This window comes from Myxococcus sp. CA051A, assembly GCF_013336705.1.
In the GTDB taxonomy this organism is placed as follows: Bacteria; Myxococcota; Myxococcia; order Myxococcales; family Myxococcaceae; genus Myxococcus; species Myxococcus llanfairpwllgwyngyllgogerychwyrndrobwllllantysiliogogogochensis.
Map to the genome: position 1 here is coordinate 14,659 of NZ_JABUMS010000004.1, position 23,524 is coordinate 38,182.

A 23,524-nucleotide genomic window follows, 5' to 3' on the forward strand; every position below is an offset into this window, starting at 1 on the left:
GTGGAGGAGCCCATGGCTGAAACGCACCAAGAGATTGTCTCGGTCCTGACCGAGGCCCGCGTCTTCCCACCGCCCCAGGCGTTCTCCCAACGCGCTCTCTTGAAGAGCATGGAGGACTACCAGCGCCTGTGGGACGAGGCCGCCAGGAACCCGGACAAGTACTGGGGAGACCGCGCCCGCGAGGAGCTGTACTGGAAGGAGCCCTTCCAGACGGTGCTCGAATGGAAGCCGCCGCACGCGCGGTGGTTCGTCGAGGGACGCACCAATCTGGCCTACAACTGCCTGGACCGGCACCTCGCCACGCGCCGCGACAAGCCGGCCATCCTCTTCGAGGGCGAGCCCGGAGACCGCCGCAGCATCACCTACGGTGAGCTGTCCACGCAGGTGAACCGGCTGGCGAACGGCCTCAAGTCGCTGGGCATCAAGAAGGGCGATCGCGTGGGCATCTATCTGCCCATGGTGCCCGAGGCCGCGGTGGCGATGCTGGCGTGCGCGCGCATCGGCGCGGTGCACTCGGTGGTGTTCGGCGGCTTCTCCACGGAAGCACTCCAGGAGCGCATGAACGACGCGGGCGCCAAGGTGGTGCTCACCGCGGACGGCGGCTGGCGCAAGGGCGCGGTGGTGCCGCTGCTCAAGAACGTGGAAGCCGCGCTGAAGACCATGACCACCGTGGAGAAGGTGGTGGTGCTGCGGCGCACGGGCGACTCGCTGGCGCTGAACGACTCGAAGCTCCTGGCGTGGGACGCGCTGGTGAAGGACCAGTCCGACACGTGCGAGCCGGAGTGGGTGGAGAGCGAGCACCCGCTGTTCATCCTCTACACCTCCGGCTCCACCGGAAAGCCCAAGGGCGTGCTGCACACCACCGCGGGCTACTCGGTGATGGCGTCGCTCACCACGCGCTGGGTGTTCGACTTGCGCGAGGACGACGTCTACTGGTGCACCGCCGACGTGGGCTGGGTGACGGGGCACAGCTACGTCGTCTACGGGCCGCTGATGAACGGCGCGACGACGGTCATCTACGAGGGCGCGCCCACACACCCGGCGCCGGACCGGTTCTGGGACATCATCGAGCGCTACAAGGCCACCATCCTCTACACCGCGCCCACCGCCATCCGCGCCTTCATGCGCCTGGGCGAGGAGCACCCGCGCAAGAAGGACCTGTCCTCGCTGCGCCTGCTGGGCAGCGTGGGGGAGCCCATCAATCCCGAGGCGTGGATGTGGTACCGCGAGGTCATTGGCGGCGGGCGCTGCCCCGTCGTGGACACCTGGTGGCAGACGGAGACGGGCTCCATCATGATTTCGCCGTTGCCCGGGGCCACGCCGACCAAGCCGGGCTCCGCCACGCTGCCCCTGCCCGGCATCCACGCGGAGATTTTGGACCGTCAGGGCAACGCGGTGCCGAAGGGGCAGGGCGGTCTGCTCTTCGTCACCCAGCCGTGGCCCTCCATGCTGCGCACCGTGTACGGCGACCCGGAGCGCTACGTGCGCACGTACTTCAGCGAGCTGCCCGGCAAGTACTTCACCGGCGACGGCGCGCGCACCGATGCGGACGGCTACTTCTGGTTGATGGGCCGCGTGGATGACGTCGTCAACGTGGCGGGCCACCGCCTGGGCACCGCCGAGGTGGAGAGCGCCCTCGTCTCGCACCCCCGTGTGTCCGAGGCCGCCGTGGTGGGTCGCCCCGACGACTTGAAGGGCACCGCGCTGGTGGCCTTCGTCACGCTCAAGCAGGGCCACGCCCCGTCCCCCGAGCTCAAGAAGGAGCTGGCCCAGCACGTCTCCAAGGAGATTGGCGCGATTGCCCGGCCGGATGAGATTCGCTTCGCGGAGGCCCTGCCCAAGACGCGCTCCGGAAAAATCATGCGCCGCCTGCTGCGCGACGTCGCCGCCGGAAAGCAGTCCTCGCAGGACACCACCACGCTGGAGGACCTCAACGTCCTCGCGGCGCTCCAGCAGAACGACGAATAGCCATACCCCGAGGCAGGGCAGGGGAGCGTCGAATCAGGCCCCCTGCCTTCGCCCCTGTGGGACGTGGTGGCTCGGGTGCCCTACGTGAAACCACTCAGGTCGGAACTGCAACTGGGTTTCACCCTACGTGTGACGGTCGGTCTGCGCTAACAATCCGAAATATTCAGGTGTTGAGGAGTTGTTGACACTGGAAGATTACAGGGGCATTAGAGGCCGCGCTCACCCCCCCGAGCGCGACGCCCCAGGTCTTGTTTCCAGCGTCGTTTACCCTCCCCCTCGGATGTGTTCATGAATCTCCGCGATCAGCTCGACTCGCCGCTGTTCACCCATTTCATCGCCAACTACACGAACCCCACGGGGCCTGACTTGCTGGGCCGCACGGAGGCGTTCTTCGAGTGGCAGGAGTCGCGGCGGCAGACCGGGTTGTGGCCGTATTCGCGGAGCCTGGACGGAGCGCCCATGGCCGAGTGCGCCGTGCGCAGCGAGACGGGAGTGGCGCGGCAGGGTTTGAACTTCGGTTCGCAGGACTACCTGGCGCTGTCCACGCATCCGTCCGTGGTGGAGGCGGCGCACCGGGCCATTCGTGACTTCGGCGTGCACAGCGCGGGCTCCGGGATGTTCGGGGGGAACACGGCGCCGTCGCTCAAGTTGGAGCAGGCGCTCGCCGAGCACCTGGAGATGCCGTACGTGGCGCTGTTCGCGACGGGGTGGGGCGCGGGCTTCGGTGCCATTGCCGGGCTGGTACGTCCCGAGGACCACGTGGTGCTGGACGCGCTGTCCCACGCGAGCCTTCAGCAAGGCGCGAACGCGGCGACTCAGAAGGTGAGCCGCGTGCCGCACCTGAACAACCGCGCGATGCGCCGCAAGCTCCAGGAGCTGCGCGCGAGCGACGCGGCCAACGGCATCCTCGTCGTCACCGAGGGCCTGTTCTCCATGGACTCGGACATTCCTCGCATCGAGGAGCTACAGACCATCTGTCACGAGTTCGGCGCGACGCTGCTGGTCGACGTGGCGCACGACCTGGGCGCGCTGGGGCCCAAGGGCACGGGCAGCCTGGGGGCGCAGAACCTGCTGGGGAAGGTGGACCTGGTGGTGGGTTCCTTCTCGAAGACGTTCTCGTCCAATGGCGGCTTCGTGGCGACGCGCTCGGCGGCGGTGCGCCAGTTCGTCCGCGTCATGGGCGGGCCGCACATCTTCTCCAATGCGCTGGTGCCCGTGCAGGCCGCGGTGGCGCTGGAGTCGCTGCGCATCGTCCGCTCGGAGGAGGGTGACGTGCTGCGCGCTCGGGCGATGGAGAACATCCTCGCGTTGCGCGCCGCGTTCGCCGAGCGCGGAGTGAAGTGTCTGGGGGAGCCGTCCAACGTGGTGCCGGTGCCGCTGGGGGACCCGAAGGTGGCGCGCGTGGCATCGAAGCTGGTGTTCGAGCGCGGCGTGTTCCCCAACCTGGTGGAGTACCCGGCGGTGCGCATCCGCGAGTCGCGCTTCCGCATGCAGGTGATGTCGTCGCACACGGTGGCGCAGATGAAGCAGGGCGCCGAGGTGGTGCTCAACGCCGTCGAAGAGGCCCGGACCATGCTCGAGTCCCCTCAGCCGAGCCCGTTACGGGTCGCTCGCGCCGAGTCAGGCAAGCGCGCCGAGGTCTGAGCCGCGCGCGTCGAGTCGGGCAAGCGCGCCGAGGTCTGAGCCGCGCGCGTCGAGTCGGGCAAGCGCGCCGAGGTCTGAGCCGCGCGCGTCGAGTCGGGCGCGCGCCGAAGTCTGATGCTCGCGCCGAGCCGGGCAAGTGCCAGGTCAGGTGCTCGCGCCGAGGCCTGAGCCTCGCGCTGTCGCCGCGGTTACTCCAATCGGCTTCGCGAATCCCGGCGAAGCCGGCTGTGCCGCTCAGGTGTCGTCGAGGCTGTCGTCGCGCAGGTGCGTGATGTCGCCCCACGTCACCAGCCGGAACGCGCCCTGGTGATAGTCGAACTGGTTCCAGCACGCGTTGAGCACCGAGAAGGCGCGCGGCGTGCTCGGCGGAATCCCCAGGCTGTGTCGGAAGAAGCTGCTCAGCACGCCCCCGTGGGTGACGACGACGACGCGCTCGCCGGGGTGGCGGCTGCCCACTTCACCCAGGCACTCCACCGCGTGCCCCAGTCGCTGGGACGTGCTCTCGCCTCCCGGGACGACGAAGTCCGGCGCGTTGGTGGCGTACTCGCCGAAAATCTCTGGATGCTGGCGACTCGCCTCCTCGCGGGTGAGTCCTTCGAGGATGCCCAGCCCGCGCTCCCTCAGCCGCGCGTCCGAGTGGACCGGGTGGCCCGTCCTCGCGGCGATGCGCTGGGCGGTCTGCATCGCCCGACCCAGGTCGCTGCTGTACAGCGCGCTGAAGGAGAGGGTGGACAGCCGCGCCGCGAGCGCGTCCGCCTGACGCAGCCCCTCGGCGCTCAAGGGGCTGTCCCGGTGGCCCTGGAGCAGCCCCAGGGCGTTCCACTCCGTCTCGCCGTGCCGCAGCAGGATGAGCTCGGTCTTCATGCCCGAAGCCTGACGACAGGCCTCGGGCGGGGCAAGGACTCCGTGCGTGACGTGTCAGCGGCTCAGCGTGCCCGCTCCATGTGCGTCATGCCTTCCTCCAGCAGCGCCGCCACGCCCCGGCGCACCACGTGGACGACCTTGCGGCTGTAGGCCGGGCCTCCATGGGTGTAGTGCCCGCTCACCTTGTGGTGCAGCTCCGTGGCGCCCCACACCAGCACCAGGTCCGCCCACTCCAAATCACTCCGGGCCCGGTCCGACGTGCGTCGCTCGGTGCCGTCCACCATGCGCAGGTCGATGTGGTGGCCCAGCTTCGACTCCAGCTCCTCGCGCACCGCTGGAGAGCCGCCCACCACCACGACCTTGCGCACGCCCAGGCGGTTGCACGTCTCCACGAAGGCGACCTCCGCCCGGTGGTTGGCCGAACCTCCGCAGCGCGCGCAGTGGCTGCGCGGCTCCACCCGCAGCGGCTCGCGGCCACTGGCCTGCGCCACCTTGAGGCACGCGCCATCCGCGCACACGGGGAAGAAGCGCCCCTCGAGCACCTCCGCCGCCTTGTGCAGCTTGGGCTCACTCATCCGCAGCTTGCCGGGACGCGTGAGGCCCGCATCCTCCAGCACCGCGCGAGCGCGCACCCGCGCGTCCGTCAGCGTGATTCCGCGGTCCGACAGCCAGCCGTCGATGTCTCGGTCCGTGCTCATGACTCTCTCCTCGTCGGAGACGGCACGGCGGAGAACAGCTCCGCCTGCACGGGGGAAGTTTCAGGAGAAGCCACCAGTCCCAACACCTCTCTCACCGGACCGAAGCTGCGCCGGTGGATGGGCAGGACCCCCTTCTCCTTGAGCGCCTGGACATGGCGCGCCGTCGGGTAACCCTTGTGGTCCGCCAGCCCATAGCCCGGGTAGCGCGCGTCCAGCTCCGCCATCAGCTTGTCGCGCGTCGTCTTGGCCAGGATGGAGGCCGCGGCGATGCTCATGGAGAGCGTGTCGCCCTTGATGATTCCGCGCTGGGGCGAGGGGCACTGCGGAATCGTCCGCGCGTCCACCAGCACGTAGTCCGGCTTGAGCCCCAGGCCCTCCACCGCGCGGCGCATCGCGAGCAACCCCGCGTGGTAGATGTTGAGGCGGTCGATTTCCTCCACCTCCGCGTGGCCCACCGCCCAGGCCACCGCGTCGCGCTTGATGGCGACCGCCAGCGCCTCGCGCTTCTGCGCGTCGAGCACCTTCTTCGAGTCGTCCAGTCCCTTGAGCCGGTAGCTCCTGGGCAGCACGGCCGCGGCCGCGACGACGGGGCCGGCCAGCGGTGCCATGCCCGCCTCGTCCACGCCCGCCACATGCGTGTGCCCCTGCTCCCACAGCTCCGTCTCGAAGCGCAGCAGGTGGCGCAGCCGCTGGCCCTCGGAGCGGTTCTTCTCCTGACGGGAGCGGATGCGCCGGGCGAGCGCCTGGGCGCCTCGTCGCGGATCCGCGTCGAGCGCTTCCAACAGACCGTTCGGGACGGGGTTCGCCTGGGTGACGAAGCGCTCGGTCAGCTCACCGAGGGCGCACTGAAGCCACTGTTCCCGGCTATCGATGGACATGCTTGCGGACCCGAGCGACTACCGGAACGGTAGGACTCCCCGATGAGGGAACGCGGTGCCCACCACAACACGTCCCCACCGCCGTACACACGGGAGCGCCCGACTGGTGGGTGGCTCCGAGGACGGGGATGTGACGCGAGGAGGCGGGCATGCGGGTCTGACGCATGCTGACAGCCGTACCGCAGGCGGCCGGCTCAATTCAACCTCCCTGGTGCATTCTCGCGAGGAAATCCTCGCGAACCCCGGAGAAGTTGGAGGCCAGATGAGTTCCTACGGACTCAACTCCAGCGTCAATTCGGCCGGCTCGGGTACGCAGTTGCAGGTGTCACACACCCATTCGACGCGGGAGGCAGGGGACACCTTGGCGCCGGCGGTGGCCACCACTCGCACCGGGCTGGGGGCGAGCCGCTCGTTGACGGCGGTGGTGACGCCGTCGCTGTCGGTGACGCCGGAGATGCTCTCGTTGGAGGTGAGGTTTGTGGCGGTGACGGTGGCACCGCGCACCCGGGCTCCCTCCGCCGAGACGACCTCCACGCGCAACGCCATCAGCGTCGCCTCACAGTCGTCGATGCCGCGCTCCATGCGAGGTGCGTCATCACATCCCGAAAGCAAGCCGAGGCCGATGAGCCAGCAGAGTCCGCGCACGCGAAGCATGTGCTCAAGGTGATGCTTGTCCCTCCGCGCGGCAATGCCTGACTCAGTCGGAAGTGAGTCTCGTGCGCTCGCCCGCGTAGCGCGCCGCGCTGGTGTCCGGGTAGCGGTGCAGCACGTACTGGTAGACTTCCTCCGCGCGGGCCATCTCGTTCATCCGTTCGCCCAGCACGCGCGCCAACAGCACCAGGGCCCGGGGCGCGGTGGGCGCATCCGGTGCCACATCCGCCGCGCGCTCCAGCGCCGCTACCGCCAGTGGGAAGTTTCCTTCCACGGCCGCTGCCTGCCCGATGAACAGGTGGTGCTCGGCGGGCACACGCGAGGCGGGGAGTTGCTCCAGCGCGGCATACAGCTCCAGGGCCCGGGGTACATCGCGCCCCCCCACGGCCGTCGCCAGGGCGGAGAGCTGCTCGGTGGCGCTCGCCTGGCTCGCCCCGGCTTCCCCTCCAGGAGACGCCGCTTCCGTGACGTGCTCCGTCAAGAGCCCTGTCGAGTGGAGCGACGGTGCATCCTTCAGCGGCCGGGTGTTTCCCAGCACCGGCTCCAGGTAGTCCCGTGCCTCGCCGTAGCCCACCTGGTCTCCCCGGACGTACAGGAGCAGGCCCAGCACGTGCGCCGCGAGGAAGGGCACCACCAGCGTGACGCACTCCGCCAGGACACGGGAGATGATGACCAGGTCCAGCGCGCGCAGCCCCGCGGCCACCCCGTGGGCCACGACCTGGAGGAGCACCAATAGCGCGAGCACGAAGGTGGTCAGCAGGTAGTCGGAGCCCAGGCCCCGGGCCAGCCGGAGCACGAGGCGCGGGTCGAGCATGCGCCACGGCGGCTGGCCCGTCGCGGCGAGCAGGAGCCCCATGGGCAGCCACAGGCCCCCCAGGAGCAGCAGGGCCCAGAGCACCGGGTCCTCGAGCAGGTCGGGCGGCAGCTCCCACTGGATGAACCAGGCGAAGGCGTCCAGCTTCGCGTGGGCGCCGGTATGGGTCAGATACCCGTAGGCGAGCGCCGGCAGGGCCGCGAGCACGAAGACCATCAGCCCGCGCAGGCCCGGGACGATGGCGTCGCGGAAGATGTCGCTAAAGTCCGGGATGTCCAGCGACGTGTCGCCGCGCGCGGACTCCTGGACGAGGCCGAAGAACGTCGCCCAGAACAGGCCGCCGTAGAGGGCGATGAGCGGGGCCCGCATCAACAGGAACGACATCTCCGCGAACCAGGCCACCGTCGCGAGGAACAGGCTCAGCGCCACCAGCAGTTGGAGTCCCTCGGCGGAGAAGGGGTAGCGCCAGGCCTTCTTCAGCCGGTGGGACAGCGGCACCGCGCCGCGGTGGATGCCGAGGACCTGGGCGTCGCCGCCGCACGGTCCGCAGGCGACCAGCTCCACCGTCTGGACCCGGCGCCCCAGGGCGCACTCGGGGCACAGCGCCGCGCCGCACGACTGGCAGCGCCAGCCGGCGAGGGCCTTGGGATGACGCTGACAGGCGGCCGCGGTGGTGGGAGGCATCTTCCCGGCAGCCTACGTCGTGCCAGGGGCCTCGTCCCAGGGGGCGCCGAGCCAGGCCTGATAGGCGGACTTCTGCGCCTCGCTGGGCTTGTCCACGCGCGAAAGCCACACGGCCTCCGTGGGCTTGGCGCCGAGCACCACGGGAACTTCCACCAGCCTGTCGCGGCGGAAGACCGTCACCCGCACCGTCTCCCCGGGCTTGCGGTCCTCACAGCGGCTCATCAGCGCGGCGCCGTCCGCCTTCCAGCCGTCGAGCGCCACCACGTCGTCCTCGGCGTACAGCCCCGCGTCCTGAGCCGGCGAGCCGTCCAGCACCGTGGCCACCGTGGCACTCCCCTTGAGGGTGACGCCCAGCCAGCCCTTCGGCTTGGACTCCTTGCCCTTGGGCGGCGTGCCTCCGCGGTCGCTCGCGGACTCCCGGATGCGGAAGTTCATCTCCAGGCCGACGTGCGCGAGGACCGAGAAGTCCAGCTCCTCGGTGGTGCGCAGCGCCCGGTCGAAGAAGGGCGTCAGGTCCACGCCCGCCACCTCGTTCGCCGCGGCCTCCACGCCGTCCTCATTCACGCCGGAGCCGTCCCCGTGGCGGCGCCACAACAGCCGCAGCACGTCATCCAGGCCGCGCGTGTCGCTGGTGGCCCGGCGGATCTCCAAATCCAGGAGCGCCGACACCACCTCGCCCTTCAGGTAGTAGGAGATGGCGCTGTTGGGCGAGTTCTCGTCCGGCCGGTAGTGCTTCACCCAGCTCACCAGCGACGCCTCCAGCAGCGTCTGCGTCCGCCGGCCCGGCGTCGAGTGCAGCGCGGTGAGCGTCTCGCCCATCCGCGTGAGGTAGCGCTGCGCGGACATCAGCCCCGCGCGCCGGACGATGAGGTTGTCGTAGTACGCGGTGGTTCCCTCGAAGGCCCACAAGAGGGAGGTGTAGTTCTCCTTCGAGTAGTCGAAGGGCACCAGCGCCCGGGGCTTCACCCGCTTGACGACCCACAGGTGGAAGTACTCGTGCGCGGCCAGCGTCAGCAAGTCCTCCCACCCCCGGCCCGTGGACAGCGCCGTGCGGGGGAAGAGCAGGGCGGTGCTGGCCTGGTGCTCCAGCCCGCCGCGTCCCTTGTCCGTCAGGTACAGGAGGAAGAGGTAGCGTTGAAGGGGAAGTCCGCCGAAGAGGCGGGCCTGCACCTCGCACAGGCGCTGGAAGTCCGCGCACAGCCGCTCGGGGTCCGCCGGTGTGTCACCCCAGACGATGATGTCGTGCGGCACGCCCGCCGCGGTGAAGCTCAGCGGCGTGTGGGGGCCCACCTCGAAGGGACTGTCCACCAGCGTGTCGTAGTCCGAGGCGATGAACGCCCCCGCTCGCTGCCCGAGCGCGCAGAAGGTGCTCCAGCTCGGCGGCGCGTCCACCGTGACCTGGTGCTCCAGGCCCCGCGTCGCCTCCGTGTAGAGGAACACGGTGGCGCCGTTGAGGTACGCGTGGGTGCCGTCCACGTGGCTGGTGCGCACCGTCAGCTCGTTGGCGTACACGCGGTAGCGCAGCGTGACGGCCTGGCCTCCGGCGCTCACGCGCCAGGTCTGCTTGTCCACGCGCCTCACCGTCAGCGGCGAGCCGTCCTGCGTCGTCGCGGTGAGGTCCTGGACGTGCCGGGCGAACTCGCGCACCAGGTAGCTGCCCGGCGTCCACACCGGCATCAGCGCGTCGAGCACGGTGGGGCCCGCCGGGAAGGTGACCTCCACTTCCACCAGATGCGAATGGGGCCGAGGCAGTGAGACGCGGTAGCGGACGGACGGGGACATGGCCGGGCCTTTCTTCCAGGCAGGCTACTTCGCTCGGACGAGGACGGCTCCGAAGAAGCCATCCGTGCCGTGGGTGTGCGGCGCAAGGCGCAGGAACGGGCCAGGGCCCACCTTCGCGCCCAGCTCCGGCCCCAGCAGCTCCGCCACCGGGCGCACCGTGTACTCGGGGTGGCGCGAGAGGAAGTCCTCGATGACGGCCTCGTTCTCCTCACGCAGCACGCTGCACGTGCCGTAGATGAGCCGGCCTCCGGGCTTCACCATCCGCGAGAAGCGCTCCAGGAGCGCCTTCTGCCGGGCCACGTGCTCGGCCAGGTGCTCGGGCGTCAGGCGGTAGCGCGCGTCAGGCTTGCGGCGGAACGTGCCGGTGCCGCTGCACGGCGCGTCCACCAGCACCCGGTCCGCCTTGCCCGCGAGCGAGTCCAGCGAGGAGTCCGCCTCCGGCCCCTCCGCGGCGATGAGCTGGGCGCGCACGTTGTGCACCCCGGCGCGGCGGGCCCGCTTCTTGAGGTCCTCCATGCGCCGCGTGTCGATGTCCAACGCGTGCAGGTCTCCCCGGTTCTTCATCTGCGCCGCCAACTGGAGCGTCTTGCCACCCGCGCCCGCGCACGCATCGACGACGCGCGTGGGGGGCGCATCCACCAGCATGCCGAGCAGCTGGCTGCCCTCGTCCTGGATTTCGAGGAAGCCCTCGCGGAAGGTCTCCAGCGAGAAGACGTTCATGCGCGTCTCCAGGTGCAGGCCCATGGGCGACAGCAGGGAGGGCTTGGACTCCACCTCCTCGGTGGACAGGCGCTTCGCCAGCGCGTCGCGGTCCTCCTTGAGGAGGTTGGCGCGGACGGTGAGGGGAGCGCGCTCGTTCATCGCCTCGGCGGCGCGCGCGGCGTCCTTGCCGTACTGCGCGAGGAAGCGCTCGGCGAGGAAGTCCGGCAGCGAGGCGGCGATGGGGAAGCGCTTCTTCTCCGGCAGGGCCTCCAGCGCGGCGGCGGCCTGGGGCAGCGCGCTCAGGGCGGAGGCATCCGCGGGCGTCAGCGACGAGGTGCGCGCCACCTCACCCAGCGCATCTCCGTGCAGGACGCGCGAGGTGGCCAGACGCAGGACGTCCTGACGGGTGGAGTCCAGCGAGTCGAACTGCGGATGGGCGCGCGACAGCAGGAAGTCCACCGTGCGCTGGCGGCGCAGCAGGGCGTAGACGCGCTCGGCGACGGCGCGGCGCTCCGACGAATAGAGGTTCGTCTTGCGGCGCAGCGTGAAGTCCAGCGCCCGGTCCGACAGTCGCCCTTCATGGCGCACCAGCGCGTACGCCTCCAGGCAGGCCTGGAGCACCAGGTCCTCTCTCACGGGCCGAGGGGAGCGCGCCTGCTCCTTGAGCGTGGGCTTCTTGCTGTGCGTACGCTCGTTGGAGGACTTCTTCGCGGACGGTCGCGAGGTGGGGCGGAATTTGGATTTCTGGGCCATGGCTGCAGGGGCCTTTGCATCCCCCGGGCGGGTTGACAAGCGGGGAAAGCAAACCCGGGTGGTCAGGGGACGCTCGGTCCACCGACACACCCGGGCGGGGGGCTCGCTCACCGACGGGGAGCGAGCCGGGTTTTCAAGGACGTCGGCTGGCGCGGCGACGGCGGAGCAGTCCGGCCACCATCAGCCCGGCGGCGGGGAGCAGCGCGGCCGTGGGACCCGCGGCGCAACCCCCACCGGACCCGCCGCCCTCATCGTCGGTGCCCGGCGTGCCCGTCGTCGGCGGGGAAGGGCGGTCGTCCGGGTTGCCCGTGGAAGGGGTCCCCGCGTCGGTGCCGCCACCACTGCCGCCGTCTTCGCCTCCACCACCGCCACCCGGGGCCGCGGAGACTGTCACGACGGACGTCGCGGTCCGCGTCACCGCTCCGAAAGTCGCCGTCGCCGTCACGGTGTACTGGCCGGCCTTGGCGTACGTGTGCTCGGCCGTCGTGCCCTCGGCCGCGCCGCCGTCGCCGAAGTCCCAGCTCACGGGGACGACCGAGGACGTCGTCGCGCGGAAGAGGGCGCGGTGGGGCGCCACGCCGCGCTCGCCCTCCACGGTGACGGACAGGGCATCCGCCGGGGGCGGCTGCTCCACCGGGGGCAGGTCCTTGTGCAGCGTGAAGCTGTCGAGCACCGTGTCGTCCGTGGTGATGAGCTTCGCGGTGAGCACGCCCTCCACCACCTCCACGTCGAGGAAGCCGTGCGCCTTGTTGTCGCGCACCTGGCTCCAGCTCGGCTGGCCCTCGGAGAACGCGCGCAGGGCCGCGCCGCCGCCGCCCACCACCAGGTAGGGGATGCCGCCCGAGGACGCGACGCCGTCACCCTGCATCGGCTTGCTGCGCTCGTAGTTGTGGTCATGCCCCGTCAGCACCAGGTCCACGCCGTACTTCTCGAAGATGGGGCCGAACTGGCGGCGCATGGTGAGCTGCGAGCCGTGCTCGCCGCTGGACCAGGGCGGGTGGTGGAAGAAGACGACCTTCCACGGCTGCGTGGTGCCGGCCAGGTCCGTCTGCAGCCACGCCTTCTGGTCCGCCAGCGAGCAGCGCTCCGCCGCCGACAGGCCAATGGCGCAGTTGGAGTCGAGCGACACGAAGTGCACGTGCCCCCAGTCGAACGAGAAGTAGCGCTCCGAGCCCGCCGGGTTGTTGGTGGGCATGTAGAGGTTGTCCAGGTACGGCTGTCCCTGGTTCGTCACGTACTCGTGATTGCCGGGCGAGGCGAAGAGGGGGACCTCCGCCAGCAGCGCGGCCATGGGCGCGAAGAGGTGGTCCTGGAAGTCGGCCTCGGTGCCGTCGGGGTAGGCGTTGTCGCCCAGGGCCACGAACAGCTCCGGCTTGCGCGCGAGCATGTCGGCGGCCACCGCCTTCTGGTCCGAGCCGCCCGTGCCGAAGTCGCCCACGGCGGCGAAGTGCACGCTGCGCGTTCCGGGCTCGGGCGCGGTGGTGAAGCGCTTGGTGGGCGTCTTGAGGCCGCAGGCGCTGACCTCGTAGGAATATTCGGTGCTGGGCTTCAGGCCGGTGAGCACCACGGCATGGACGCGGCCCGAGGCCTCCGAGCGGGCGACCTCACTGACGGCTCCCACGCCATACCGCACCTCGGGCGAGCAGTTGGCCGCCAGACGGAACGCCACCAGGGCGGTGTCCGGGCCGACTTTCTGGAGGTAGGGGTCGCGGGCGAGGACGCCCGCGGAAGCCACGGCCGACACCAGGGTCAGGGCCACGGCCAGGGGAAGCGGGTTGAAGCGGGTCTTCCGATGCATGCAGCCTCCTCCCGAACCATTTCGGGACGGAGGCCCAACCGTTCACTCCGCGACCTTCATCCGGACGGGAAGTGGGCGCCGGGCGGCGAGGCAAGCCCTCGCGCACCCGACGCCTGTCCCGCCGGGCGCTACTTCTTCACGTCATAGGTCGCGAGGTCCTCGGTGCGCTCACCCTCTTCGCGCACCTTGCCGACACCGGGCACCAGCCAGTACGTGCGCTCCTTGCCCTCCTTCACCTCGCCGGCGTCGTTGAGCTTGTCGCGGCGGACCTTCACGGCGTTGGTGAAGGTGCCGGCCCGGGTCTGCACCGTCGCGTTCACCTCCAGCACGCGCCACGTATAGGTCGGGTCGCTGTCCTCCTGGCTCCCGTCACCCAGCACCGTCAGCTCCTGCACGGCGCTGGTGAAGGACCAGGGCAGAGAGCCCGGCGCGCGCGACAGGGACTTCACCGTGGAGGGAGACCAGGTGGTGGTGCGCACCTGCACCCCGTCCCGGTGGTCCTCCTCGCGAAGGCGCACCACCAGGCCATTGCTCTGCTCGAGCTGCCACGAGTACTCCTCGTAGAGGATGCCGGTGGCCACCCGGTCCTGCCGGCTGTGCACCAGCACGCCCGTCGTTCCCGCCGGTGCCCCCGGCACCTCGCGCGGCCCCTGCACCGTCACGCGTTTCTGGAAGTTGCCGTGCACCGGGTCCTGGATGTCGTAGACCCAGACGGAGCCCGTCGTCAGCGGCCACAGCGTCTTGGAGGCCGTGTCGTCCGGGTTGTTGTCGTTCGGGTCCTTGTCGCCCGGCAGGCCCACGTCTCCGCCCGGCGAGGGACCCGGTCCATCTCCATTGGGCAGGCTCCCTCCACCACCACACCCCACCAGCAACCATCCGGCCGCGAGCGCGACCACCCACCTGCGTGTCATGTCAGCTCCTCTCGTGTCCCCTTGGGGCCTACCGCCGTCCACCGCAGCCCCCGCAGGGGCGTGCCCTCCGTCCGTCCCAGCGCCGCCGTCAGCGAGCCGGGCACGGGCTCCTCCACTTCCAGCTCCAGCCGCCGCCCGTCGAAGTCGAGCGCGCAGCTCTTCACCAGCACGTTGCGCTCACGCAGCGCGCTCCTCAGCGACGCCTCCGCGCCCACCAGGTCGTCGGCCTGCGCGGACACCAGCAGGCGCTGCCGGGTCGCCACGGGCGTCTCGCGGTTGAACAGGTCCAGCACGAACAGCAGCGCCGCCACGAACACCGTGCCGACACCGGCGAGCCCCAGGCTTCCGTGGCCGCACGCCATGCCCAGGCCAATCATCAGGAAGAGGATGGCCGCGTCGCGCGGGTCCTTGAGGCCCGAGCGGAAGCGCACGAAGCCTCCCAGTCCCACCAGCCCGAAGGCCTTGGCCACGCTGTCGCCGATGACGGCGGTGATGACCGCCGCCGCCGCGCACAGCAGCACCTGCGCTTGAATCATGTCCGCCTTCGGCAGCGCCCGGCGCATGGGCAGCCGCCAGGGACGCAGTGACAACACCGTGCCGATGAACGCCGCCGCGAGCATCCGCGGCAGCATCACGGTGATGGACAACGAACTCATCTCCGCCTTGGCGCTCTCGAAGAGCGCTGGAATCGAAACCTCCATGTCGGGGCTCCCCTAGAGCTCGACCAGCTGTGTGGCCGCATCCGCGACGACGCGGCTTGGGCGGACCGTGGTGCCCCGAGCGTCGAGCGTCGACGCCGTGGCGATGACCGCATAGGCATTGCGCAACACCGGCAGGCTCGCGGGGCGTGCCTCCAGGACACGTGAGATGAGCGTGCGTGCCTCGGGCCCCAAGGGCAGCCCCTTGAGCGAGGACAGCACGGTGGCGGGCCAGCGCTTCGCGTGGGCCACCCGCAGCTTCCACGCGCGCGGGTCGTTCATGCCGTCGACGGAGTCCAGCGCCTCCTTCGTCTGCGAGGAGCCCCGCTCGCGCAGCGCCCACGCCTCCTGCGAGTCGAGTCCGGTCAGCGAGCGCAGCACCAGCTTCAGCGCCTTGCCCGCCAGGGCCTCGCGCAGTCCGCGCGCCACCGGGGTGTCCAGTCCCTGGGTGCCGCGCAGCACCGCCAGCCGGTCATGGGGCAGGAGCGCCTCTCTCAGCGCGTCCGCCCGCGCGTCCGACAGGCCTCCGAGGCTGCGCGCGGTCTCCACGAACAACGAGCGCTGCACGCCGGCCTCGCGCACCAGCCAGGACTCCTCGCCGTCCACGCCGGAGAGGCCCAGCAGCACGTCGGTGAGGCGGCCGTCCTTTATGCCACGCTCGCGCAGCGCCCACGCCTGGGGAGAGCTGTCGCCCTTCAGGCCCTGCAGCACCTCCGACGGAGCCTGGGCATACAGCCGCTCGCGCATCATCGACGCGCGCGCGCCGGTGAGTCCGCCCAGGCCGAGCGCCACCTGCGCGGGGGCCAGCGGCGCCAGCACCTCTCGCAGCGTCCACGCCGCCTCATCTCCCAGGCCCAGGAGGCCCCGCGCCGTGAGGGCGGGGAAGCGCTCCACGAAGGCCAGTCTGCGCTGGTGCGCCATGAGGCCGGGCAGGCCACCCAGCATCCACACCGCCAGCGACGGCTCGCGCAGCTCCACGGTGTCCAGTGCCTGGAAGAAGCGCGCCTCCACGTCCTCCACGTCCACGGGGCCCGAGTGCACCGGCGTCGTCGACATGGGGACGATGCGCTGCACGGGTGTGTCGCGCCCCTCCAGTCGCGCCACCACCGCGTCCACGAGCCGCTGCTCCAGCACGTGCAGCGGCGCGTCGTTGTTCTCCAGGATGAGCCAGCGTCGAGGGTCCTCCTTCGCCAGGGCGAGGAAGGACTCGCGCACGCGCACCGCCAGGCCCGCGCCCGCGAGCCCCTTGCGGCTGTCCCCGTCCGAGCCGCGTCCCGCCTGGGCCTTGCCCAGCCGCTTGCGCCACCTCGCGAGGTCCGGGTCCACGTCCACCAGGATGACCAGGTCCGGCCACAGTCCCTGCGAGGCCAGCTCGCACGCGGGCCGCAGCTCCGACATGGGCAGTCCCCGGCCCCCTCCGCTCAGCGCGAGCTGCGAGTACAGGTAACGGTCGGTGATGCACACCTCGCCCCGCGAAAGCGCGGGCGCCACCACTTCCTCCAGTTGCTGCGCGTCTCGCGCCAGATTGAGAAAGAACTCCGCGCGCGGTGACATCTCCAGCAGCCGCGCATCGCGCGTCAGCTCCCGCACGCGCCGGGCCGTGGACGAGCGCAGCTCGCCTCCTTCCCGTGCGTGCGCCACCCGGTAGCCGAGCTTCTTCAGCCTCCCGGCCAGCAGGTTGGAGAGCGTCGTCTTGCCGCTGCCGTCAATCCCCTCGAAGTCGATGAACACGGTGCCTTATCCCCTCGCGACCCCATCCACGGCGAAGGCATGAACCCTCGCCATCCCCTCTGCGAACTTGCTGTACGTTGGCGCGCCGCCCGGATTGAGCGACGACAGCCAGTCGGGCAGCTCCTGCCCCAGGTGCTTCACCTCCACCACCACGCGTCCTTCGCTCCACAGCGGCGGTCCCAGCCGCTCCGTCGTCAGGGCAAGCTGGGACATGGCCAGCTCCGGAGCAATCTGGTGGTAGCCAATGTCCCGGTCCACCGTCACCCGCCACGCCTGCGACGCCTGATACACGTGCCGCTGGTACGTCACCGCCAGCACCGGCAGCAGGCTGCCTCCGGTGATGAGCGGCAACAGGCGCGCGCCCCCTCGCAACACGCGCCCCAGGTCCGAGCGCGGCACCCAGACCCGACGCTTCTGCGTGAGTCCATGACGCTCGCGCTTCACCTCCAGCACCACGCGCTCCACGCCGCCGGCCCCCACGTCCGGCGAGTACTCCTTCGTGCGGACCTTGAGGCAGTCCTCCGGCGTGCGCAGCGCGCGCGACGCCAGGGGACAGCCCGGTCGGTCGAAATAGACGGACACGATGCGCGTGGGTCGCGGCATCTGCCCCTCCAGCTCCATCGACAACCGCGCGCACAGCGTGAGCGCGGCCTGCTCTCCCAGAACCAGCTTGAACTCACGCCGGAGTCTGGTCACTTCTCCCTCGGCGAACGAGAGCATGGCGTGTCTCCGTGATTAGAAGCGGGTGGCGAGCTGCAGCGAGTACTCGAGGCCCGGCGCCTCGTCCCCCGGTCGCAACGCGCGCTCCACCTGGAACTGCCCCCGGAACCGACTCCCCAGCAGCAGGTTGAGACCCCCGACCAGCGAGTGGCCCCGGCCTTCCACATCCCCTCTCAACTGCAACCCCTCCGCCCCCACCACCGGCTGGAGCGCCCACTCCGTCGTCACCGGCACCGTCCAACTCGCCAGCAAGAGCTGCGCGGTGAACGGACCCATGGGCAGCCGTCCCGTGACGACCTCACCCGTCACGTTCAGCCCGCCCAGCTTCAGCTCCGCGTCCGCCGCCACCGCGTGGCGCCGTGCGCGGTCCAACGCCTCCGCCACGTACGTGCTGACCCCCAGGGTGAGCATCTTCTTGAACGGACGCACGCTCACGCGTCCGGCCAGGTCCTCCTTGGTGCGCACGCCCAGGTCATCCTTGGAGCCCTGGAACACGCCCGCCGACACGCGGACATCCCAGAGGCTCTTGAGCCGCACCTCGCCCATCAGTCCCATCCGACGGCCGCCCAACTCGTGCACGTCCCCCAGGTAGTCCTCCACCAGACCGCGTCCCTGGATGGGCAGGCTCCACGAGCCCTCCAACCGGCGCTGGAGGAAGGGGGCCTTGAACTGGCCGCCGTAGAGTCGGAAGCGCTTGCTGTCGTCCGCGAGGCGGACGAAGGCGTCCTTGAGGATCGACGAGTCCGCGAGGTCCGCGCTCACCTCGGCCTCCAGGTTGGACAGCGACGTGCCCACGCCCACGCGCGCGGAAGGGATGCTCAGCGCGCGCTGGTACTTCGCGCGCTCGTCCGCGCTGGCGCGGGCGTAGACCCGGCCGAAGACGCGCACCGTCTGCACCTCCTCCTGAGGGGTGTCGTCGAGCGCCGTGGAGTCCTCTCCCAGCGAGTCCTCCTGCTGCGCGCCGGGCTTGGACTTCTTTTTCTTCTTCGGGTCCGCCTGCTGCGCGGGCTCCGGCGTGGGCTGTGCGCTCGTCGGCGGCACCGGGCTCACCGCGTCGCCGGTGTCCCTGGGCTGGATGCGCGGGGGCAGGGCCTGCGCCAGCGCGCCCTCCGTCAGGCTGCTCTGGGAAGGTTCCAGGGGCTCGGAGCCTTCTGGGGGTCCGCTCTCGGGCGCTTCCACTCCATCCACGACTCCGCCCGAGAGCGGATCCTCCGCGGCCTCCAACCCCGCGTTGCTTGCGGAAGCCGGAGCACCCGCCAACGCCGGCCCACTCAGGAGGACCGCGACGAGGAGGCCCCGCCTCCCCAGATCATCCAACCGCCACCCGCCCATGTCCCCGCCTCCCCATCGCAGCCGCCAGAGGGCTTGTGCAACTGCGGTGCCCGAATCGACAACGTCGGGTGGAGGACGGCGTGGGCGGCGCGCGGGTGTGCCAGGGCGCGAAAACGTCGTGACCAGGGCGTTACAAGGCCCTCGGTGGGAACGGAAGTTCCACCGCGAGGGCAGCCGGGCCTGTACGAATGTCGATCAGCCGGTAGAAGGAGTTACCGGTTGGACGCCGCATCCGGCGGCGGGACGGTGGAATCGCGTTCCTCCGTGGACGCGGAAGACTCCAGCGTCGTCGTGGAAGCGGTGGCCGTGCCAGCTTCTGGCGTGCCCGCGGGCGAGGCCGGGGCCTTCATCCTCCGCATCGCGCCCCGCACACCCCAGACGAGCGCCGCGCCCGAAGCCAGGACGAGCAGGCCCCAGCTCAACTCCGGAGGCAGGGGCTGGGCGGCCACGGTGACGTAGCCCGTCAGGACCTTGAGGTGCGTGTTCTGGTAGCGGATCTCCAGCTCGTAGAGGCCCGGCTCGTCGAAGGTCAGCTCGGTGTGCCAGTTGACGCCGTCGCGCGTCAGCGTCTTCGTCACCTGGGCGGGCGAATCCTTCAAATGGACGGTCAGCGTCAGGGGGCCGGTGAACTCGGTGCCCTCGAACGCGCCCACGTGGAGCGACAGCATCGCGGGCTGGCCCTCCCGGGGAAGGGCGGGGTGAAGCGTACCCTGCAGGCGCTCCTCGGCATCCGCCCAGCGCAGCTCCATGACGTCGCCGCGTCGCTCCAAGCGGAGTTGATCCGCACCCGGAGTCGCTGCGAACGCACCCGTCGCCAGCAGGCAGGCAATCAGCACCCCGAGCGAATTCCGTGCGCGCCACCTTTGCCTCGGCGGCGGCTGTCCCATAAGATGGCGACCCCTGACGCATTCCATCTGAGCCAACTCCCCCGGCCAGAGTACCGGGATGAACCCTCAATCATTCGGGAAATATCAGCTCCTGAAGAAGCTGGCCACCGGCGGCATGGCCGAGGTGTGGCTGGCGCGTCAGTCGGGCATCGAGGGGTTCCACAAGAACCTCGTCGTGAAGCGCATCCTTCCGCATCTGGCGGAGGACCGTGAATTCGTGGAGATGTTCCGGAACGAGGCGCTCATCGCGGCGCGCTTCAACCATCCGAACATCGCGCAGGTCTACGAGTTCGGCGAGGCCAACGGCACCTACTACATCGCCATGGAGTTCATCCACGGCGAGGACCTGGGCCGGGTCATGCGCAAGGCGGCCAGCGCGGGGCAGTGGATAGCGCGCCCCCTGGCCATCCGCATCGTCGCGGCGGCGTGCGAGGGCCTGCACTACGCCCACAGCCGCACGGACGACGCGGGCCGGCCGCTGCGCGTGGTGCACCGCGATATCTCGCCGCAGAACATCCTCATCAGCTTCGACGGCTCGGTGAAGCTGGTGGACTTCGGCATCGCCAAGGCCGCGGACCAGGCGTCGCTGACCAAGTCGGGCGCCATCAAGGGCAAGTTCGCGTACATGGCGCCGGAGCAGGCGGCCGGCAAGCCGCTGGATGGGCGCGCGGACATCTTCGCCATCGGTCTGGTGCTCTACGAGCTGCTCACGGGCGTGCGTCCGCTCAAGCGGGACTCGGAGCTGGCCACGCTCCAGGCGGCCATGGAGTGCGCCATCCAGCCGCCGTCGCAGGTGGCCGACGTCCCGGAGGAGATGGACCCGGTGGTGATGCGGGCCGTCACCAAGAACGCGGACGACCGTTACCGGGACGCGCGCACGTTCCAGACGGCGCTGGAGGAAATCCTCGTCGGCCAGCGCTGGGTGGCGGGCTCGGTGCAGATCTCCGAGCTGATGGAGACGCTCTTCGCGGACCGACTGGCCGATGAGAAGGTCCAGGGCCAGGTCGTCCCGGTGGACGACGACGCGTCGGGCAACTCGGGCTCGCCCGTGCCTCCCACGCCGCCCCCTCAGGAGCGCGGCCGGGGACGTCCGTCGTCCGCGGACATGAGCTGGGATGCGCCTCCAGGTGAAGCCTCCGCGCCCCGCGAGCGAGGAGGCCGCGCCGCCCCCTCGCGCTCCGCCCCGCCCCCGCCGCCGCGTCGCACGGGTGCCTCCGCGCATCCGGTAGTGGAAGAGGACCCGGGCGAGTGGGACGCGCCCTCGGGCGACCTGGACGTGCCGCCGCGTCGCCGGGGTGGAACGTCGGACTCGATGCGCCGGCCCAGCAACGCGAACGTCACCCAGGTGGCGCGCACCAGCTCCCGCTCGGACCTGCGCAGTGCCGTCACCAATCCCGGAGAGCCGCCTCCGTCGCCGCCGCGCCGCTCCATGACGCGCGCCCAGCCGGTGGTGGACGTGGACGCGCCCCCGCCGCCGCGCTCCCGCACGTCCGCGTCGTTGGACCTGGACGAGCGCACGCGCATGGAGGACGAGGACGACGAGCGGACCATGCTCCCGCCTCCGGAGCCTCCGCCGCGCCGTCGCACGGGCATGCAGTCGCAGGTGTCCGCGCCCGAGCAGCCTCCTCGCCGCCGCACCTCCAGCCGCGCGGAGATGTCCGTGCCCCCGCCGTCGCGCTCGCGCGTCTCGCTCTCCTCGGCGCCCGCCGTGAGGCCGGACGACGACGTGGACCGGGCGCTGTCGGACGACTCGCGCCGCACGCGCCGCACCATGGCGACGCGCAACGTGGCCACGCTGGGCTTCATCGTGGGGTTGCTGGCGGTGGTGGCCATCTTCCACAAGCCCATCCTCGCGGTGCTCAGCGCCACGGCGTCGGACGGGCAGGGCGTGCGCCTCACCATCAACACCAATGAGCGGGTGAAGGTCTCCGTGCGCCATGCAAATGGCTGCGGCGGCTCGCAGCCCATCACCGAGCTGGGCATGACGCCGCTGACGCTGGTGTCGGGCGCCCACCTGCAGGACACTCTCATCCTGGAGAACGAGCAGCAGGGCATCTACAAGGAGGACACGGACACGCTGGCGTTCGGCGAGCCGGGTCAGGCCAAGGTGCTCACCCAGGAGTTCCGCCGGGGGAGTCTGCTGCTGCTGCTCAAGCCGGACAGCGTGCGCAACATCACCGTGCGCCGCAGGGACCAGGACGTCGGCATCTACCAGGGGGGCAATGGCAAGGGCCTCAAGATTGAGCTGATGGAGGGCAAGCACAAGCTCGAGCTCAATGGCGGCCCCTTGAAGGAGCCGTTCCACTTCGAGGTCGACATCAAGCCCAACAGCATCAACCGCGAGACGCAGGACCTGTCCGCGTTCCTCGGCTGAGGGCCCCCTCAGTAGCGGGGCAGCGAGGGGTCCACCTGAATCGAGTACAGGTCGATGCCGCCTCGCAGCGACACGGCCTCCAGTCCGCGTGACATCAGGTAGGCCGTACCGTCCAGGCTGCGCACGCCGTGGTGGCAGTAGACGACGACGGGCCGGCCCCGCAGGGCCTCCAGCTCGTCGGCGCGCTCGTCCAGCTCCGGCAGGGGGATGAGCACCGAGTCCGGCAGCGCGACGTACTCGTGCTCATGCGGGAAGCGCACGTCCAGCAGGGCGGGGCGGGACTCGGCGGGGCCGGCGAGCAGCTCGGCGAGTCGGGCGGGCATGATTTCGGGGATGGGCATGCGGGGAGGTTCCTGGCTCGAGTCGCGGGGCGCTCAGGCGGTGGTGGAGCAGAAGCGCTCGTAGTCGATGAGCTCCACCTTCGCGCCCGGCGCGCACACCGGGCATTGCGCGTCCCGGCGCAGCTTCAGCTCCTGGAAGCGGGTGCTCAGCGCGTCGAAGGTGAGCAGCCGGCCGACGAGCAACTCGCCCTGGCCGAGAATCAGCTTGAGGGCCTCGTTGGCCTGGAGCAGGCCGATGAGCCCGGGCAGCACGCCCAGCACTCCGGCCTCCGCGCATGAGGGCGCGAGCTCCGGCGGCGGCGGGGCGGGGTAGAGGCAGCGGTAGCAGGGCCCCTGGCCGGGGACGAAGGTCGTCACCTGTCCCTCGAAGCGGAAGACGGAGCCGTGGATGTTGGGCAGGCCCTTCATCACGCACGCGTCGTTGAGCAGGTAGCGGGTGGGGAAGTTGTCTCCGCCGTCGAGGACCAGGTCGAACCCCTCCAGCACGCGCAGGACATTGTGCGAGGTGAGCCGCTCCTGGAAGGGGATGACGCGGACGTCTGGGTTGAGGGCTTCAATCGCGGCCCTCGCGCTGACGACCTTGGGCTGGCCCCGGCGCTCCTGGGTGTGGAGCACCTGCCGCTGCAGGTTGCTCAGGTCCACCACGTCCGAGTCGACGATGCCCAGCGTCCCCACGCCCGCGGCCGCCAGGTACAGCGCCGCCGGAGAGCCCAGCCCGCCCGCGCCCATCAACAGCACGCGCGACTTCAAGAGCTTCGCCTGCCCCTCCTCGCCGACCTCCGGGAGGATGAGGTGTCGGCGGTAGCGCTCCTTCTGTTCGGCCGTGAGCACGAAGGGCTTCTCCACCGGCAGCGCCGCGTCGCTCCAGCGGTTGTAGCCGCCCGCCAGCGAGGCCACGCGTGTGTAGCCCAGCTCCTTGAGGCTCTTCACCGCCAGCGCCGAGCGCGTCCCGCCCGCGCAGTAGACGACGAGCTCCTCGTCCCGCCCGGCCCGCTCCTCGATTCGCAGCTCCAGATAGCCCCGGGGGATGTGCACGGCGCCAGGCAGCCGTCCGCCCGCGTACTCGTCCGCCTCCCGTACGTCGATGAGCTTCACCTGGGCCCGGTCGTCCAGGAGCCGCTTCACCTCGTCCACGGTGACTTCGCGAATCTCCTGTTTCACACCGGCCAGAAGCTCACGGAAGGATGGGGCCATGGGGCGGGGTATAACCCGAGGGCGGGGCGTGTTCCGCTCGGGATGAAGCGTCCGGGGCGGACAGGCGGCCGGTCCCATGGATTTTCCGGCCCCGGGCGTT

General features: G+C 70.5%; 19 protein-coding genes. 3 read left to right on the forward strand and 16 right to left on the reverse strand.

Annotated features, from left to right (window positions below):
- Positions 1 to 12 precede the first annotated feature (12 nt).
- Together acs and HUA74_RS13630 are read left to right on the forward strand one after the other, a co-directional pair.
- Complete coding sequence (acs, locus tag HUA74_RS13625) at positions 13 to 1,968, forward strand: acetate--CoA ligase (protein ID WP_141645834.1); 1,956 nt, start codon at positions 13 to 15, stop codon at positions 1,966 to 1,968.
- A 288-nt stretch (positions 1,969 to 2,256) separates the two neighbouring features.
- The gene (locus HUA74_RS13630) at positions 2,257 to 3,612 is read left to right on the forward strand and encodes an aminotransferase class I/II-fold pyridoxal phosphate-dependent enzyme (RefSeq protein WP_174454892.1); all 1,356 of its coding nucleotides are present in this window, start codon (positions 2,257 to 2,259) and stop codon (positions 3,610 to 3,612) included.
- 234 nt (positions 3,613 to 3,846) lie between these two features.
- On the opposite strand, the gene HUA74_RS13635 is transcribed toward HUA74_RS13630, so the two are convergent.
- The 14 genes from HUA74_RS13635 to HUA74_RS13700 all read right to left on the reverse strand — a co-directional run bounded on the left by HUA74_RS13635 (position 3,847) and on the right by HUA74_RS13700 (position 19,377).
- On the reverse strand, positions 3,847 to 4,476 hold the full coding sequence (locus HUA74_RS13635) for a histidine phosphatase family protein (protein WP_141645832.1): 630 nt from the start codon (positions 4,474 to 4,476) through the stop codon (positions 3,847 to 3,849).
- A 62-nt stretch (positions 4,477 to 4,538) separates the two neighbouring features.
- Complete coding sequence (locus HUA74_RS13640) at positions 4,539 to 5,174, reverse strand: hypothetical protein (RefSeq protein ID WP_141645831.1); 636 nt, start codon at positions 5,172 to 5,174, stop codon at positions 4,539 to 4,541.
- Positions 5,171 to 6,052 (reverse strand): ribonuclease HII, encoded by an 882-nt coding sequence (locus HUA74_RS13645; protein ID WP_174454893.1) that lies wholly within the window; start codon positions 6,050 to 6,052, stop codon positions 5,171 to 5,173. Before HUA74_RS13645 ends, HUA74_RS13640 begins: the two co-directional genes overlap by 4 nt.
- A gap of 270 nt (positions 6,053 to 6,322) precedes the next feature.
- Positions 6,323 to 6,706 carry a carboxypeptidase-like regulatory domain-containing protein gene (locus tag HUA74_RS13650; protein WP_174454894.1) on the reverse strand — a complete coding sequence of 128 codons (384 nt, stop codon included), beginning with the start codon at positions 6,704 to 6,706 and terminating at the stop codon, positions 6,323 to 6,325.
- Between the two features lie 43 nt (positions 6,707 to 6,749).
- On the reverse strand, positions 6,750 to 8,201 hold the full coding sequence (locus HUA74_RS13655; protein ID WP_174454895.1) for a tetratricopeptide repeat protein: 1,452 nt from the start codon (positions 8,199 to 8,201) through the stop codon (positions 6,750 to 6,752).
- Between the two features lie 12 nt (positions 8,202 to 8,213).
- Positions 8,214 to 9,983 (reverse strand): M61 family metallopeptidase, encoded by a 1,770-nt coding sequence (locus tag HUA74_RS13660; RefSeq protein WP_174454896.1) that lies wholly within the window; start codon positions 9,981 to 9,983, stop codon positions 8,214 to 8,216.
- A gap of 24 nt (positions 9,984 to 10,007) precedes the next feature.
- Positions 10,008 to 11,438, reverse strand: coding sequence for an RsmB/NOP family class I SAM-dependent RNA methyltransferase (locus HUA74_RS13665; protein ID WP_141645826.1), 1,431 nt, complete (start codon positions 11,436 to 11,438; stop codon positions 10,008 to 10,010).
- Between the two features lie 133 nt (positions 11,439 to 11,571).
- Entirely contained in the window at positions 11,572 to 13,236 is a 1,665-nt protein-coding gene (locus HUA74_RS13670) for a metallophosphoesterase (RefSeq protein WP_174454897.1), read from the reverse strand.
- Between the two features lie 128 nt (positions 13,237 to 13,364).
- Complete coding sequence (locus tag HUA74_RS13675) at positions 13,365 to 14,147, reverse strand: hypothetical protein (protein WP_174454898.1); 783 nt, start codon at positions 14,145 to 14,147, stop codon at positions 13,365 to 13,367.
- Positions 14,144 to 14,848 carry a DUF4956 domain-containing protein gene (locus tag HUA74_RS13680; protein WP_141645823.1) on the reverse strand — a complete coding sequence of 235 codons (705 nt, stop codon included), beginning with the start codon at positions 14,846 to 14,848 and terminating at the stop codon, positions 14,144 to 14,146. Before HUA74_RS13680 ends, HUA74_RS13675 begins: the two co-directional genes overlap by 4 nt.
- A gap of 12 nt (positions 14,849 to 14,860) precedes the next feature.
- Positions 14,861 to 16,576, reverse strand: a complete 1,716-nt coding sequence (gene tmk / locus HUA74_RS13685) for a dTMP kinase (protein WP_174454899.1) — start codon at positions 16,574 to 16,576, stop codon at positions 14,861 to 14,863.
- 6 nt (positions 16,577 to 16,582) lie between these two features.
- Positions 16,583 to 17,296 (reverse strand): VTC domain-containing protein, encoded by a 714-nt coding sequence (locus HUA74_RS13690; RefSeq protein WP_141645821.1) that lies wholly within the window; start codon positions 17,294 to 17,296, stop codon positions 16,583 to 16,585.
- 15 nt (positions 17,297 to 17,311) lie between these two features.
- Positions 17,312 to 18,628, reverse strand: coding sequence for a hypothetical protein (locus tag HUA74_RS13695; protein WP_174454900.1), 1,317 nt, complete (start codon positions 18,626 to 18,628; stop codon positions 17,312 to 17,314).
- A 212-nt stretch (positions 18,629 to 18,840) separates the two neighbouring features.
- Positions 18,841 to 19,377 (reverse strand): hypothetical protein, encoded by a 537-nt coding sequence (locus HUA74_RS13700; RefSeq protein ID WP_254625058.1) that lies wholly within the window; start codon positions 19,375 to 19,377, stop codon positions 18,841 to 18,843.
- 196 nt (positions 19,378 to 19,573) lie between these two features.
- Between HUA74_RS13700 and HUA74_RS13705 the strand changes: the two genes are divergently transcribed.
- On the forward strand, positions 19,574 to 21,889 hold the full coding sequence (locus HUA74_RS13705; RefSeq protein WP_174454902.1) for a serine/threonine-protein kinase: 2,316 nt from the start codon (positions 19,574 to 19,576) through the stop codon (positions 21,887 to 21,889).
- Positions 21,890 to 21,897: 8 nt separating this feature from the next.
- Here the strand turns inward: HUA74_RS13705 and HUA74_RS13710 are convergent, their stop codons facing one another.
- On the reverse strand, positions 21,898 to 22,230 hold the full coding sequence (locus tag HUA74_RS13710; protein ID WP_174454903.1) for a rhodanese-like domain-containing protein: 333 nt from the start codon (positions 22,228 to 22,230) through the stop codon (positions 21,898 to 21,900).
- 33 nt (positions 22,231 to 22,263) lie between these two features.
- The gene (gene moeB / locus HUA74_RS13715) at positions 22,264 to 23,424 is read right to left on the reverse strand and encodes a molybdopterin-synthase adenylyltransferase MoeB (RefSeq protein WP_174454904.1); all 1,161 of its coding nucleotides are present in this window, start codon (positions 23,422 to 23,424) and stop codon (positions 22,264 to 22,266) included.
- Between the last annotated feature and the right edge of the window lie 100 nt (positions 23,425 to 23,524).

Excerpts from the sequence above, each read along its gene's own strand:
- HUA74_RS13680 (WP_141645823.1), bottom strand. The coding sequence starts at position 14,848 with ATGGAGGTTTCGATTCCAGCGCTCTTCGAGAGCGCCAAGGCGGAGATG.
- HUA74_RS13675 (WP_174454898.1), bottom strand. The coding sequence starts at position 14,147 with ATGACACGCAGGTGGGTGGTCGCGCTCGCGGCCGGATGGTTGCTGGTG.
- HUA74_RS13645 (WP_174454893.1), bottom strand. The coding sequence starts at position 6,052 with ATGTCCATCGATAGCCGGGAACAGTGGCTTCAGTGCGCCCTCGGTGAG.
- HUA74_RS13710 (WP_174454903.1), bottom strand. The coding sequence starts at position 22,230 with ATGCCCATCCCCGAAATCATGCCCGCCCGACTCGCCGAGCTGCTCGCC.
- HUA74_RS13660 (WP_174454896.1), bottom strand. The coding sequence starts at position 9,983 with ATGTCCCCGTCCGTCCGCTACCGCGTCTCACTGCCTCGGCCCCATTCG.
- HUA74_RS13700 (WP_254625058.1), bottom strand. The coding sequence starts at position 19,377 with ATGGAGCTGCGCTGGGCGGATGCCGAGGAGCGCCTGCAGGGTACGCTT.
- HUA74_RS13705 (WP_174454902.1), top strand. The coding sequence starts at position 19,574 with ATGAACCCTCAATCATTCGGGAAATATCAGCTCCTGAAGAAGCTGGCC.
- HUA74_RS13650 (WP_174454894.1), bottom strand. The coding sequence starts at position 6,706 with ATGCTTCGCGTGCGCGGACTCTGCTGGCTCATCGGCCTCGGCTTGCTT.
- HUA74_RS13695 (WP_174454900.1), bottom strand. The coding sequence starts at position 18,628 with ATGGGCGGGTGGCGGTTGGATGATCTGGGGAGGCGGGGCCTCCTCGTC.
- HUA74_RS13665 (WP_141645826.1), bottom strand. The coding sequence starts at position 11,438 with ATGGCCCAGAAATCCAAATTCCGCCCCACCTCGCGACCGTCCGCGAAG.
- HUA74_RS13640 (WP_141645831.1), bottom strand. The coding sequence starts at position 5,174 with ATGAGCACGGACCGAGACATCGACGGCTGGCTGTCGGACCGCGGAATC.
- moeB (WP_174454904.1), bottom strand. The coding sequence starts at position 23,424 with ATGGCCCCATCCTTCCGTGAGCTTCTGGCCGGTGTGAAACAGGAGATT.
- acs (WP_141645834.1), top strand. The coding sequence starts at position 13 with ATGGCTGAAACGCACCAAGAGATTGTCTCGGTCCTGACCGAGGCCCGC.
- HUA74_RS13655 (WP_174454895.1), bottom strand. The coding sequence starts at position 8,201 with ATGCCTCCCACCACCGCGGCCGCCTGTCAGCGTCATCCCAAGGCCCTC.
- HUA74_RS13635 (WP_141645832.1), bottom strand. The coding sequence starts at position 4,476 with ATGAAGACCGAGCTCATCCTGCTGCGGCACGGCGAGACGGAGTGGAAC.
- HUA74_RS13690 (WP_141645821.1), bottom strand. The coding sequence starts at position 17,296 with ATGCTCTCGTTCGCCGAGGGAGAAGTGACCAGACTCCGGCGTGAGTTC.
- HUA74_RS13670 (WP_174454897.1), bottom strand. The coding sequence starts at position 13,236 with ATGCATCGGAAGACCCGCTTCAACCCGCTTCCCCTGGCCGTGGCCCTG.
- HUA74_RS13630 (WP_174454892.1), top strand. The coding sequence starts at position 2,257 with ATGAATCTCCGCGATCAGCTCGACTCGCCGCTGTTCACCCATTTCATC.